At 60.4% G+C, this 13,288-nt stretch carries 15 protein-coding genes; 8 read left to right on the plus strand and 7 right to left on the minus strand.

From position 1 onward, the window contains the following. Window positions 1-74 precede the first annotated feature (74 nt). Together AB8A38_RS21825 and AB8A38_RS21830 are read right to left on the minus strand one after the other, a co-directional pair. Window positions 75-1,565, minus strand: coding sequence for a diguanylate cyclase (locus AB8A38_RS21825; protein WP_439087370.1), 1,491 nt, complete (start codon window positions 1,563-1,565; stop codon window positions 75-77). A gap of 240 nt (window positions 1,566-1,805) precedes the next feature. Beyond that, the gene (locus tag AB8A38_RS21830; RefSeq protein WP_439087371.1) at window positions 1,806-2,555 is read right to left on the minus strand and encodes an SDR family NAD(P)-dependent oxidoreductase; all 750 of its coding nucleotides are present in this window, start codon (window positions 2,553-2,555) and stop codon (window positions 1,806-1,808) included. Window positions 2,556-2,904: 349 nt separating this feature from the next. Between AB8A38_RS21830 and AB8A38_RS21835 the strand changes: the two genes are divergently transcribed. Together AB8A38_RS21835 and AB8A38_RS21840 are read left to right on the plus strand one after the other, a co-directional pair. Next, on the plus strand, window positions 2,905-3,831 hold the full coding sequence (locus AB8A38_RS21835) for an AraC family transcriptional regulator (RefSeq protein WP_231078897.1): 927 nt from the start codon (window positions 2,905-2,907) through the stop codon (window positions 3,829-3,831). Window positions 3,832-4,133: 302 nt separating this feature from the next. Further along, window positions 4,134-4,766: an HAD-IA family hydrolase gene (locus AB8A38_RS21840; RefSeq protein WP_439087372.1), complete on the plus strand. Its 633-nt coding sequence runs from the start codon at window positions 4,134-4,136 to the stop codon at window positions 4,764-4,766. Window positions 4,767-5,018: 252 nt separating this feature from the next. On the opposite strand, the gene AB8A38_RS21845 is transcribed toward AB8A38_RS21840, so the two are convergent. Together AB8A38_RS21845 and AB8A38_RS21850 are read right to left on the minus strand one after the other, a co-directional pair. Then, the gene (locus tag AB8A38_RS21845) at window positions 5,019-5,351 is read right to left on the minus strand and encodes a PepSY domain-containing protein (RefSeq protein ID WP_068729486.1); all 333 of its coding nucleotides are present in this window, start codon (window positions 5,349-5,351) and stop codon (window positions 5,019-5,021) included. 119 nt (window positions 5,352-5,470) lie between these two features. Beyond that, window positions 5,471-5,719, minus strand: coding sequence for a DUF2283 domain-containing protein (locus AB8A38_RS21850; RefSeq protein ID WP_439088580.1), 249 nt, complete (start codon window positions 5,717-5,719; stop codon window positions 5,471-5,473). Between the two features lie 65 nt (window positions 5,720-5,784). Between AB8A38_RS21850 and AB8A38_RS21855 the strand changes: the two genes are divergently transcribed. The 5 genes from AB8A38_RS21855 to AB8A38_RS21875 all read left to right on the plus strand — a co-directional run bounded on the left by AB8A38_RS21855 (window position 5,785) and on the right by AB8A38_RS21875 (window position 8,154). Further along, window positions 5,785-6,228, plus strand: coding sequence for an SRPBCC family protein (locus tag AB8A38_RS21855; protein WP_439087373.1), 444 nt, complete (start codon window positions 5,785-5,787; stop codon window positions 6,226-6,228). A gap of 60 nt (window positions 6,229-6,288) precedes the next feature. After that, the gene (locus AB8A38_RS21860; RefSeq protein ID WP_439087374.1) at window positions 6,289-6,942 is read left to right on the plus strand and encodes a dihydrofolate reductase family protein; all 654 of its coding nucleotides are present in this window, start codon (window positions 6,289-6,291) and stop codon (window positions 6,940-6,942) included. Between the two features lie 330 nt (window positions 6,943-7,272). Next, complete coding sequence (locus AB8A38_RS21865) at window positions 7,273-7,539, plus strand: hypothetical protein (RefSeq protein WP_231081272.1); 267 nt, start codon at window positions 7,273-7,275, stop codon at window positions 7,537-7,539. 250 nt (window positions 7,540-7,789) lie between these two features. Beyond that, a complete protein-coding gene (locus AB8A38_RS21870; protein WP_439087375.1) occupies window positions 7,790-7,972 on the plus strand; it encodes a hypothetical protein in 183 nt (60 codons plus the stop codon). 50 nt (window positions 7,973-8,022) lie between these two features. After that, entirely contained in the window at window positions 8,023-8,154 is a 132-nt protein-coding gene (locus AB8A38_RS21875; protein WP_439087376.1) for a hypothetical protein, read from the plus strand. A gap of 363 nt (window positions 8,155-8,517) precedes the next feature. Here AB8A38_RS21875 and AB8A38_RS21880 read toward each other — a convergent pair whose 3' ends face one another. The 3 genes from AB8A38_RS21880 to rpmB form a co-directional block, all read right to left on the minus strand. After that, window positions 8,518-9,303, minus strand: coding sequence for an AlbA family DNA-binding domain-containing protein (locus AB8A38_RS21880; protein ID WP_439087377.1), 786 nt, complete (start codon window positions 9,301-9,303; stop codon window positions 8,518-8,520). Window positions 9,304-9,306: 3 nt separating this feature from the next. Next, on the minus strand, window positions 9,307-11,241 hold the full coding sequence (locus AB8A38_RS21885; RefSeq protein ID WP_439087378.1) for a GmrSD restriction endonuclease domain-containing protein: 1,935 nt from the start codon (window positions 11,239-11,241) through the stop codon (window positions 9,307-9,309). A 267-nt stretch (window positions 11,242-11,508) separates the two neighbouring features. Then, on the minus strand, window positions 11,509-11,811 hold the full coding sequence (gene rpmB, locus AB8A38_RS21890) for a 50S ribosomal protein L28 (protein WP_089267758.1): 303 nt from the start codon (window positions 11,809-11,811) through the stop codon (window positions 11,509-11,511). Window positions 11,812-12,183: 372 nt separating this feature from the next. On the opposite strand from rpmB, the gene AB8A38_RS21895 reads away from it, so the two are divergent. Beyond that, the gene (locus AB8A38_RS21895) at window positions 12,184-13,140 is read left to right on the plus strand and encodes a DUF3108 domain-containing protein (protein WP_439087379.1); all 957 of its coding nucleotides are present in this window, start codon (window positions 12,184-12,186) and stop codon (window positions 13,138-13,140) included. The last annotated feature ends 148 nt before the right edge of the window (window positions 13,141-13,288 follow it).

A 13,288-nucleotide genomic window follows, 5' to 3' on the forward strand; every position in this document is an offset into this window, starting at 1 on the left:
CGGGCAAGGGTGGAAGACGCGTTAGGAAGTCAGGTGAACCGCGGGTTAATTACAACCGTACAAATGGTATCTGCTTACGCCGCAAGGCTTTTCTGTTGCGGTGCGACCGGCCATGTCTGGTTGCGACCGTGCGCTTTTGCGGCATAGAGCGCACTGTCGGCATTGCTGATCAGGTCGTTCGACGTGGTCAGCGATGACGGCACGAGACACGCTGCACCGACGCTGATCGTCGTCGTGGTCATGCCGTCGCGCTCGAGATGGCCGACTTCGACGCGGATCCGTTCGCCGAGCTCAATGGCGTCGGCGAGGGAGAGGCCCGGCAGGATCAGCGCGAATTCCTCGCCGCCATAGCGCGCGGCGCAATCGCTGGCGCGTTTGGCATGCCGGGCGATGCTCCAGGCGATCCCGCACAGAACGAGGTCACCGGCCTGATGGCCGAAATTGTCGTTGAACACCTTGAAGTGGTCGGCGTCGATCATCAGCAGCGAGATCGGTGCGCGGGCGCGCTGGGCGCGCTGCCATTCCTTGTCCATGACGACGTCGAAATGACGTCGGTTGGCGAGACCGGTGAGGCCGTCGGTCATGGCGAGGCGCGCCATCCTGTCTTCCATCTCGCCGCGCTTGCCCATCTCGCGCGCCAGGATCAGCATCAGCGCGCAGGCGATCAGGCCGAGCGCGGCCATGGCGCCGCCGATCTGCAGCGCTTCCTTGCGCCACTGGCCGAAGATCACGTCGGTAGACCGCCCCACCATCACGATCAGCGGATGCGAGCCTTCACGCCAGACGAAAAGACGCCGCACGCCGTCAGTAGCGGAATCGCCGATATGGGAGCCGGAGAAATAGGCCAGCGCTTTCTGTACGCCCGGGACCCGGCTGAGATCGCGGCCGATGATCTCCATGTCGAACGGTGCGCGCATGATCAACACGCCGTCCTGCCGGATGACGGAAATCACGTCGTTCGGCTCGAGCTGCAGGCGATCGGAGATCTCGTGGAAATAGCTGTAGCGGATGAAGCCGGCGACGATGCCCAGGAAAGTTCCGTCGCGCGCCGCGATGCGGCGGCTCAGCACGATGCCGTAACTGCCCTGATGCAGCATCGGCTTGGAGATATAGAGGCCGAACAGCGGATCGCGCTTGTGGACCTTGAAGAATTCCTCATCGGCGAAATTCTGCGGCTTTGGATCCAGCGTCGACGAATCCAGCGTCACGTTGCCGGCGACGTCCGTGACCTGGATGGCGCCGAAGTGGCGCGCGGTGGCGGCATGGTCGAACAGGATCAGTTGCCGCATCGGTCGCGAAATCTCGACCAGTTCCGGCTCGGTCATGTTGCCGACCACATTGCGCAGCGACAGATCGTAGAGTTCCACATTGCGGGCGACATCGGCATCGATGCTGGAGGCGAGGTTGCCGAGTGTCTGGTGCGCCAGCTTCTCGTCGCCGCGCCGCATGCTCATCAGCACGCTGCCGCAGATGACTGTGAATCCGACAACGACGATCGCCGCAGCGGCCAGCAGCCAGCGCGGGGAGATCCGGCGGGTCGTCTCGGATGTATTACGGGCCAGCATTGGCTTTCGTCGATCAAAAAGGACTGCGTTACAATCACCGACGCATAGCATCAGAACCGGTAATTCTTTGACAGCTACGCGGTGATCAACAGTTTCGTTTCGCCGTTTTGTGACGGGCGGTTAATAGGATGTGAAAGAAATCGAGACGCTTTGGTCGGCGAGTGCGCAAAAAGAAATGTGGGCGTGCCGCGCAGGCACGCCCACAAACGTCGGGAGGAACCCAGAAAGCGGGTTCCCGCATCACCGCATGGCGCCGGCCACCATGATGTCGCGGCCGGAACGATCAGCACTGTCGTCGCAGGTCAGCGCCACGGCGATGTCGGCGATGCCTTCGGTTGTGTGGTTGCGCGCAGCGGGCAAAGCGATGAACTGCCGGTTCCGCACGCTGCCGTCGAGCACGTCGATGGCGGCGGGTTCCTCAGGGCCGAGCATCCCGGGCGCGATGGTGCTGACGCGGACATTGCGCGTGCCATAGGCGCGGGACAATCCGCGCGTCATGGCATCGATGGCGGCGTCCGCGCCGGGGTCCGGCAGCGATGCGGGCGCTGTCGGAATGCCATCGAGCGCGGTGAGATTGACGATGCTGCCGCCGGCGACGCCGAACATCCGCACCGCCTCCTGGCATAGCAGCATGGCGCCGAACACCTTCAGCTCGCGCTTCCGGTGCAACTCGTCCTCGGACACCACGTCCGCCACCTCGCTGCGCGCGAAGGCGCCGTTGTTGACGAGGATATCGAGCCGGCCGAAGGTCGCCGCGATTTCCTCATACAGCCGCCGCACGTCCGGCCAGCGGGCGATGTCGCCCTGGACGGCGATGGCACGGCCGCCGCGCCACACGATTTCGGCGACCACGCGCGCCGCGCCGCGGGGATCGTCCGCGTGATGCACGATCACCGCCGCGCCTTCCGCGCCGAAGCGCCGCGCAATGCCCGCGCCGATGCCGTCCGCGGCGCCGGTCACGAGCGCAACTTTTCCTGCCAGTCTTGTCATGGCATGTCCTTAGATCTGGATGATGTCTGTCTTGATCGTCAGTCGTGTGCGTAGATTTTGAGGCGGAATCGATCCGGGCGTGATCGCGCCCCGACAACAGTCTGGACGCGCAAGGCGGGGAGTTCGACCCGATACCCGTATGGCCTGGCAGATCCGAGGCCCGCGGGCGGCTCGCCGATCTGCTCTGTGGCTGACGCTGTTATCGCAAATGCAGCCGCGTCGGCGTTAGCGCGATCCTGCATCTGTTTTGCACGATCCTGCAAAAGTGATCCCGCAGCCATTTCCCTGCCACGGCACTGCACCTAGATACACCTCGGCATAAAAGGCCTGCCGCTTGAGGGGTTTGCGTGTGACCGAGACGATTCGTGAGATTGCCGACATCATTGCCCGTTACGCCGCCAATGGCAGCGACCATCCGACCGGCCTCGCCAGCCTCTATCTGAAGCGGCAGACCGAGCCGACGCAGCTCGTGCATACCGCGCAGTGGCCGTGTTTCGGCCTCGTGGCGCAGGGCGCCAAGCGGCTGCAACTGGGCACCGAGACCTACACCTATGCCGCCGGCGATTATGTGCTGGTGTCGCTCGATCTGCCGATGTCGTCCTGCATCGTCGAGGCGTCGGAAGCGCAGCCGCATCTCGGCATGGGCTTTGCGATCGATCCGCAACTGTTGAAGGAGGTGCTCGGCCGGTTCGGCAACGGCCATGCCGATGCGCCCGCGCATCCGCAGCTCCCCGAGCGCGGCGTCGTCGTCGCCAAGGCCTCCGCCGATCTGCTCGACGCCACCCTGCGGCTGCTGCGCCTGCTCGACCGTCCGCAGGACATTCCGGTGATGGCGCCGCTCCTGGAGCAGGAGGTGCTGTATCGCCTGCTGGTCGGTCCTTACGGCGCGCGTCTGCGGCAGATCGCGCTGGCCGAAAGCCCGAGCAACAAGGTCGCCAAGGCCATTTCCTGGCTGCGCAGCAACTATGCCAGCCCGCTCCGCATCGAGGATCTCGCCGACCGCGTCGGCATGAGCGAGTCCTCGCTGCATCACAATTTCAAGACCGTCACCGCGATGACGCCGATGCAGTATCAGAAGCAGCTAAGACTGCACGAGGCGCGCCGCCTGATGCTGGTCGAGCGCCTCGATGTCGGCAGCGCCGGCTATGCGGTCGGCTATCAGAGTCCGTCGCAATTCTCGCGCGAATATGCCCGGCTCTACGGCCAGCCCCCGATCCGCGATGTCGGCTCGGCGCGCGGCCCGGTGCTCGGAGGCGAGGCCCGCGTCGCGGGATGACGTCGCTCTTTTCTTCCCCTCTCCCCCAGGCGAAGCGAAGCTTCGCTAGGCGGGAGAGGGTGGGGCGTAGCGCCGGGAGAGGGGGACTTTCCGCACGCGCGGAGTTCGCCCAGCCACGCTCCGTCCTCTCCCCACGTCATTGCCGGGCAGCGCGAAGCGAGCTTCGCTAGATGACCCGGCAATCCACCTTAAGCCGCGAGCGCAGACGAAGATGGATACGCGGGTCAAGCCCGCGTATGACGTCGGAGTGTGAGGCGGCGTGGTCGATTCATAAAAGCGGCCGGGTAATAAAAGGGAAGAACATGATCTCTGCGGTGATCTTTGATTTCGGCGGGGTGATCACCTCCTCGCCCTTCGAGGCCTTTGCGCATTACGAGCAGAGCCATGGCCTGCCGAAGGACATCATCCGCCGTACCAATGCGGACAACCATTTTGAAAACGCCTGGGCGAAATTCGAGCGCGCCGAAATCGATCTCGAAACCTTCGATGCGCTGTTCGCCGCCGAGTCCAAAGCGCTCGGCGCCGAAGTGCCGGGCCGCGATGTGGTCAAGCTGCTGAAAGGCGAGATCCGCCCCGACATGGTCGAGGCGCTGCGCCGCATCAAGGCGGCGTTCAAGACCGGCTGCATCACCAACAACCTGCCGGCCAATGCCATGGGCTCCACCGACGGCCGTGCGCTCTATGTGGCCGAGGTGATGGTGCTGTTCGATCACGTCATCGAATCCGCCAAGATCGGCCTGCGCAAGCCCGATCCGCGCATCTACACGATGATGACCGACAAACTGTCGGTCGATCCGAAACACTGCGTCTATCTCGACGACCTCGGCGTCAACCTCAAGCCCGCGCGCGAACTCGGCATGACCACGATCAAGGTGACATCCGCCGCGCAGGCGCTGGCCGAGCTGGAAGCCGCGACGGGATTGAAGCTGACTTAAACGACGTCACCAGTATTCGACGACCTCACTCCGACAGAAGTGTCCCCTCTCCCCCAGGCGAAGCGAAGCTTCGCTAGGCGGGAGAGGGTCAGGGAGAGGGGGCGCCACAAGCTCCGTCGCCCGCGGCCCCCTCTCCCGGCGCTAACGCGCCACCCTCCCCCACAAAGGGGGGAGGGGAGCCACACCGTCGCTGCACTACACAAAAAACAAACGGCGCGCTCATCGCGCGCCGCTTGCTCACTTCCCACCCGATCAGATAATCGAACGGTCCACATGGCGCACTTCGCCGGTGCGCGCATCGATGTCGACCTGGATCCATTTGCCGTATTGATCGCGGCCCTCGATCTCCCATTCGTTGTCGTCGAAATGGGTGTTCTGCACCGTCACCACGCCGATCCCCGAGGCGATCGCCAGTGCGTCCTGCAGCGTCAGCGGGCCGGATGGCACCACTACGGCCGCGCGCGGCGCGGGCTGGCGCATATAGACATCGGCGGCGAAGGCCGGCGCCGCGACGCCAATCGCGCCCGCCAGTGCCAGCGGAAGCAAGGCCTTCGAAAATACGGCCTTCTTCAAAATCTGTTGCATCGAAATCTCCTCATCTGTCCCACGCGCCGCATGCGGCGCAACCGGGTTAAGAACGGTGCACGCTGCACTGCGTTCCCGGAGGAAATGAGGCGATTTGGTGCGGGAAAAGCGGTGATGCGCTACACATCAGCACTCTCACGAATGAGATTTTTGGTCGAGGTCAGTGATGATAAAGAAAGCTGGCAAAGCGTTGGTGAAAAATCGATATCGAAGCCCACCACATCGCCGTTGGCGTCGAGATCGACCACCAGCCCTGCGACGATTTCCCGGCTCCCGGCGCCGGGCGCATCCTTCAGCGCGATAGAGAGACTGTCAGGATTTTTATTCCGCTGAGATGTCGGGGCCTGGCGGGCCCGTTCGTCATGGATGTATCGGGCGGCGGAAGCTGCCCGCCGGACGACAACCGAAGTAACCGAGCCACAGGAAGAAGCCCATGCCCAGCACGATCCGTCTGCATCGCGTCATTGCCGCCAGGCCGCAGAAGCTCTATCGCGCGTTCCTCGAGCCTGACGCGATTGCGAGCTGGCTCCCACCCTATGGCTTCACATGCACCGTCCATGAGCTGGATGCGAAGGTCGGTGGCCATCACAGGATGTCATTCCGGAACTTCACCACGGGCGGCAGTCACTCCTTTGGCGGGACCTATCTGGAGCTCGTTCCCGGTGAGCGTCTCGTCTACACCGACCGCTTCGATGATCCCAACCTGCCGGGCGAGATGAAGGTCACGGTGACGTTGAAGGCCGTGTCTGTCGGCACGGAGGTGAACATCGAGCAGCAGGGCGTACCCGACGTGATCCCGGCCGAGGCCTGCTATCTCGGCTGGCAGGAATCCCTGCGCAAGCTCACGAAACTCGTCGAGCCCGAGATCAACCAGTAGCGCCGTCGCTTCCGGAACGGTTTAAGGAAGCGCGACCAACAGCAGGAAGGAAGGCCAGCCATGGCACTCGCCCGTGTCCAACATGTCTCCGTCTCGCTCGACGGTTTCGCCACCGGCGAAGGCCAGAGCCTTGACGCGCCGTTCGGCCATGCCGGCGAGCGGCTGCACCAATGGATGTTCGCGACCCGATGGGGTCGCCAGATGCTCGGCCAGCCCGGCGGCACGGCGGGCATCGACGACGCGTTCCTGCGGCTGTTCGCGCCCGGGATCGGCGCCGAGATCATGGGCGCCAGGAAGTTCGGTCCCCCCACATGGCATGAGGATCCGGACTGGAAAGGCTGGTGGGGCCCCAACCCGCCGTTCCACACGCCTGTCTTCGTCCTGACCCATCATCCGCGCGCATCGATTGAAATGGAGGGCGGCACGGTGTTCCACTTCATCGACGCTTCGCCTGCCGAGGCCCTTGAGACGGCCCGCGAGGCTGCGGGCGGCAAGGACGTGCGCATCGGCGGAGGTCCCACCACGATCCGCGACTTCCTTGCCGCCGGGCTTGTCGATCACATGCACATCGTAGTGGTTCCGATCCTGCTCGGCCGCGGCGTACGCCTGTGGGATGGCGTGGAGGGTCTCGAGAAGGACTACGAGATCGAGACGACATCCTCTCCCGGCGGGGTCGCACACATGACATTCGCTCGAAAGCACACACCGCTATGAGAAATTGCGCCAAAAACCGATCCCAAAATGCCATGTCGTCGAACTGCCGAAGGCGTTCGGTAACGGCGCGATCCACGACATGAGGAACCGATGGTCCGTTTGGCGTAGGGGGGTGCCGAGACCACCAGATCGATGATGACCGTTTCGTTGCAGTCTGTGATCGAAATATTCGTAAAGCACCTAAGGTCGCGCCGGGGCAGGCTCGGGAGGCCGGGCTGGCTGGCGCGATGCGCGGAAACTGCAATGTTGCAATGCGGTATTGAACTGTGCAATGCAGCAAAAGAAGTCTAGGCTCCCTCGTTCAATCCTACGAGGAGATTAACAGTGAAGATGACCTTATCGATCGCCGTCGCGGCCGTGATCTCGATTGCGGGTGGCTGCGCCGGCTTCGCTGCGGAGTTGCCGACCTATGGATCGGCGGGTTTGCCGATATCGGCGGTGCAGGTTCGTGTGCTGGGAGCTGCGAACGTCCAGGAACAGTCGGCAGCGCCAACCTCCACGGCGTCTCTGCATCAGCTGAGAGTTCTGGCACCGCGGACGGAAATGACGACCGCGACGGCACCAACCCGGACCGAAACCGCCCGCTCACTTCGTTGACCGGCACCTCGTACCGATATCGCCGCGTCTTTCATTTTCGAAAGGGCTTCGCGTGCACATCAGGGCGGTGCCGCACCTCTCCCCGCCGGGGAGAGGTCGGCGCGTCTTCGCGGCGGTGAGGGGGCTCATGACAGACGGGCGATCCATCTGCTCAATGTTACCAATCCCGTGATATCTCTATCAGACGAGAGGTTCGGGATGGACCTCGACAGCTAAAAACCCAACTAACAAAGGGCGCGAAAAGCGGGCGATGACGGCCGGCAAAAAGGCCGGGACAGCACGCGTGACAAAGGGCAACACCCGCCTGGCCCTGGAGCTGCTGGAAACGGCGCGTGACATGCACGCCAGCGGTGTTCTGACAGACGTTGTCCGCGACAAGATCACGATGCGTCACCTCGGCGGTGCCGCCACTCTTGCAGATCGGGTGAACTGACGGGCGCGGACATCAAGGCCCTTCGCGAGCAGGCCAATCTCAGCCAGGCGGTGTTTGCAAGCTACCTGAAGCTGACGGTCGGCTATGTCTCCAGGCTCGAGCGCGGCACGGAAAGTCCGAAAGGACCGACCCTGGTCCTGCTCGATGTCATCCGGCGCAAGGGCTTTGAGGCGATTCTTTGAGTGCGACAAGAGCCGCGAGTTGCCAACGCCTCGTGCGGCGCAACCGAGTTAAGAACAACGCGCGCGGGCTGCGTTTCCGGGGGGGCGGGCTAGCTCGGATAAAAGTCGCTCCAACCAATCCTGCGCTGTTCACGCATGTATATCACCCAGTCGTTCTACAGGAAAAAGGAGTATCCCCGCTGGGGATGTAGTTTTCACGTGTAAGAGCACTTTGAGCAATGTTCGCTCCTTGCGAGGGGAACAGTTTCAACCCGTGATGTCAAAAAAGCGGTCGCAGAAGGGCAGATATACTAGATCAGGTATTTTTCACGCTCTTGCTTGAGGCGACGACAGCATTTGAGCTTCGACGCCGTCGCACGAAGTTCATCTATTGCCTTCCTTCCGAACTCGATCAAACACTAGCGCCTCTATCTCGCGTGCTTGCAGTTTAAGTGACTGGTTTCCCGCCCTGAGATAGACAATCTCGTCCGATCCATCCTTATTCGCCTTGCGACAAACACAAATGCGATCACGGCGCGGTTCTACAATTACTACGCAAATCTTGCACCCGTTTCTATCCACAATCCCGTACTGCAAGTATCCCAAAATAAGGCGGTAGTCAGGAATGAACGACGAAAGCGCTGCAGTAAGGCGAAGCTCCCATTGATCGAGATTTTTGCTGCCGCCGATGTATGGAAACTCATTTTCTATTCCATAGGGGCTGCCGTTGTCGCAAATCCCGATGGCTAGCGTTCCTCCGTCTGCGTTAAGGAATGCTGTGATTGTTTTGATAACCTCATGGATTATTTCGTCTTGAAATAAATCTTCATGGCGTGCTCCCTGGTCGTTTTGGAGTCTGCGCGTATTCAGACCGAGTGTCTGCTTGAACTCGACTTTGTGTCCTTCGCCGGCGCGCAGAGATTGATCGAGCGAAGTATAGAATTCATTAGACAGTTTTCGCGCGCTAAACACCCGAACGTCATCAAGCTCCCCTGTTTCGATTGGCGGGAAACAATCTATTTTTGCTTGCTTACATACGTTCTCAAGCGCCGCCAAAACTTCAAGGGCGCTCAATCCTTCATATTCCGGAAGAACTCGGATTTCGGCGATTGAGCACTCCACGCCGCTTCTGTACGCCGCCGACACGAAGTCAACGATATTGGAGGGCATTCGTTAGACCATGAGTTTCGTGCGCTCTAACAGATCGTCAGCGATGCGGCCTGCTCTTTGTGACCAGAATGCCGGCATTTGCTTGGGGTCTGCCAAGAGAAGCTTAAATTCTTCAGGGCCGATAAAAACGCCCTTGAAAAAGGAGGAGCTGCTTTGGAATTTGATTCCTGAGTTCTCTATGAAAGTGCGCGGGGACTTTGCCTTCCATTCGTTGTTGGTGGGTCGAGCTAGTGGCATAAGGTTGGCGATCGAGTTCACCCAATCACGCCCTGCTTCTTCTTTGTCGAGAAATGCTTTCAGCTTGCCTGACGCATTGTCCGCACACCAGCTGCGAGGAAATATGTGGTGGAGTTCAAGAGAGCCCTCGGAGGTAAGGGATATGTCAACTCCATCAATGTCGCGAACCGTTCCGGCAATCATCGGAAGTAGCAAAGCGGTCTGACGAGCGCCTCCGGGGCGCCCATCGGTTAAATAGTCAATGAGTTGATCCCGTGTAGGCAGGTCAACCGAGTTTATGAGGTCTGTGGCTATCATTTCGTCGCAATGCTGCAACCAAGCCGACTTTGTTTTGTAATCGCCCCTCTTGCGTAGAAGGTCTTTCAAGTAGGAAAGATCTTTCGCGAGAGTCGTCAGAAATCCTTGATCGTATCTAGTTGCAAGGGCATTGCGCCAGAAGAACGCTTTGAAAAGGGAGTTTAAATCCGCAACGCTCCACATGCCATGGCTGCTGATGGGGTCGAATTCTTTGTGCCACCGGATTCCAGTGTAGATTGAACAAGAGATTGGATATGGGCACTTATCGTAACTGAAAAGCCCATCAGCAACGAGGCGCTGAAAATCGCCTAAGAAGGCGGCTAGTTTTCTATCGTTCTGAACGATAAATTCCCAGTGCAGGGCTGGAGTGGCAAGCAAGTCGGGGGATTTCACAGAATCAATTGTAGTAACTTTTCTCGTGCCGCTAACTTGGCGAGGCTTTGGTTTGTCTTTTCTGTCGAGCGCAACAAATGCTGCTGTAACAATTTGCGCGATTAACTCGGGGCGTCGCTCAGGAACCGCCCAGCCGACTGCGCCGTCTATCTGGCCGAAATCTCTTATCCATTCGCGGATGTGGATTGGTCCGCCATCATTCGCTTCTGTCTCGCGGTAGATCCATGAATTTATCAAGTCTACCGTCGAAACTTTCATCCCTGATAGGTTCAGCGTTTCAAAGATCTCGCAAATTTGACCAAGGTCATATTTTTCGGGAACTATACACGCAGCCAATTTCGTTTCGGTGATTCCGTCGAAGGCGGATTGCACTATCGCGTTTCGGCGCTCAAGCTCGGTTGCTTCCGGAAGCTCGCCGTTTGGATAGTTCTCAGGGTTTTTGATTTCTTGCGCGTAGCGATACCAAGTTCTGAGAACGGCTTCGCCAGGAACATCGCTGGCTAGTGGAAAGAGTCCTTTGCCAATGCACGCTGCACTAGTCGTTAAGCCCGCCTTCTCAAGTTCGCTGGCTTTCTTGAAGACAACTCGTTCAAGTGGGTCCGGCTGCGACGCGTTAAGGAAGTAGCGACCTGCATACTTGCTTCCGCGAAACTCGGGCGTAAATCCAGCGAAGGCCATAGCGACCGCAGTGCATCGCTGGCGGCCGTCGAGAATGGCAAAGACCCTTTGATTTCCTTCATCGGATCCGAAATATTTTGTAACCTGCTTTCGAGCTTGGCCATCGTAGTCTTGGATAGAGAGACGTTCCAGATCCAAGGGATTGCGATCCGACTGCTCCCACAGCGTAATCATGCCGACAGGATATGCGTCGATGATGGACGTGGCCAAAGCTGCAATGGCTGATGTATCCCAGACGAATTCTCGTTGAAACTTTGGAACCTGCCAAGTCGCGCTTCGGAGACTGTCGATGAGATTGGCAATCGAGTAATCAATGATGCGAATTCCGGCCATAAGCTTCTCTTCCCCGTGAATCGTTGCAGGGTAGCAAATTCGCTACAGAGCAATCGAATCGCTCTAGTAAGGATATGCAGACATCTTGCAATCAACCTTACGACGAATGCTCTGCCACCTGCTAGTGAAGGTAAAGATCTTCAGGTGGCGCACAAAGTTTTGGATCAGTGAAGTGGCGCGGGTCCCCTTACAAACCAAAAACGGCCGGATCTTGCGATCCGGCCGTTTTCAAATTTCTATCCGCTCAAGGTGAGCGGCGGGTCAGGCTCAGGCCGCGACTGCTGCGGTTTCGGCCTTCTTCTTTTCGATGGCGCGCTTCAGCAGCACGGCCTTCTGCGACAGCTCGCTCTCGCGGGCCTTGATCAGATAGGCGTCGAAGCCACCGCGGTGGTCGACCGACTTCACGGCATTCGCCGACACGCGCAGGCGCACGCCGCGGCCGAGCACGTCGGACAGGAAGGTCACATTGACCAGGTTCGGCAGAAACCGGCGCTTGGTCTTGATGTTCGAGTGGCTCACTTTGTGGCCCACCTGGGGGCCCTTCAGTGTCAGTTCACAGCGCCGAGACATGGCGAAAATCCTCTGTCATCCCCGCAGCTAAAAGGCGAAGAGCCCAAAGCCGGGCAGGGGGTCAAAAATCACGTCCATTTCAGGAGTGGCGGACGTATAGGGGGCTTGGCCGCGATCGTCAAGATATCCGGCTCGCAAAAGTCGCGGCAAAACCGGCAAAAACCCCCGCATTCGGGTTCTGTATAGCCCGTCCTACGAGCGGAAACCACATGGAATCCAACCCGGTTCCCATCATATAAACGACGTATTCGGGCCGGAAACAGGTCGCTCCAGCCCAATTGAGCGATGCGGCCCTGCGCCTTGAGCCGGGGATCGCCGACCAGGTGATATCAGCAAGTGAGCCTTCGCACGCCCCGCTTTGTGACCCGACCGGTGACGACCCTGCGGACCGCCGCGCCAGCAAAATCGCGATTTGCGGGCCTCGGCGCGCGTTTCGCCGTCGCCGCGGGCCTGATGCTGCCGGTTTTGCCGGTGGAGGCCTCGGCGCAGGCGCAAGGCCAGATCCAAAGCCAGACTCAAGGCCAGGCCCCGGCCGTGCCGGTTCAGGCCCCCGCGCAGGCGGTGTTGGCGGGCGGCAAGCTCGAAGCGAAATATGAAGCCAGCCTCGCCGGCATTGCGGTGGGCAAGGGCCAGTGGGCCATCGACATCAACGAAGACCAGTATTCCGCGACCGCCAGTGGCGGCACCGCGGGTCTGCTGAAAGCATTTGCCGGCGGCTCGGGCTCCGGCCAGTCCACCGGCCGCGTGGTCGCGGGCGCGCTGGTGCCGTCGAATTATCAGGCCGTCACCACCTCCGCGAAGAAGTCCGAGACGATCAAGATGCTGATCACGCCGGGCTATGTGAAGGAGTTCTCCATCGAGCCGGAGCCGCCGCTCGATCCCGAGAAGATTCCGATCACCGATGCGCATCGCCGTAACGTGATCGATCCGATGACCGGCTCGCTGATGCGCGTCGGCGGCACCGGCGAATTGCTGACGCCGGATTCGTGCCGCACCGCCGCGTCGATCTTCGACGGCCGCATGCGCTACGATCTCAAGCTCGACTACAAGCGCATGGAAAGCGTGAAGGCCGAGAAGGGCTATCGCGGGCCTGCCATCGTCTGCGCCGTCTATTTCACGCCGATCGCCGGCTATGTGCCCGACCGCGCCGCCATCAAATATCTTGCCGCCCAGCGCAATATCGAAGTGACCCTGGTGCCGATCGCCGGCACCCGCGTGCTGGTGCCGTATCGCATGGTGGTGCCGACCCCGCTCGGCGTCGCCATGCTGGAAGCCACCGAATTCGTCACCACCCCCGCGCCGGCCAAGGCCGTGGCGAAGACGAACTGAGTCGAACTGAGAACCAGACACGATTGAGCGGACGGAGGCGCGACGGGCGCTGCGGAATCACCGTGGAACTGCGCGCGTGTTGCCGCCGGAGTGCCGCAACATGGCCGCAACACCGGATGCCAATTGACGGCCGTTATCGCCGGTTTTC

This window comes from Tardiphaga sp. 839_C3_N1_4 (assembly GCF_051811045.1).
Lineage (GTDB): Bacteria > Pseudomonadota > Alphaproteobacteria > Rhizobiales > Xanthobacteraceae > Tardiphaga.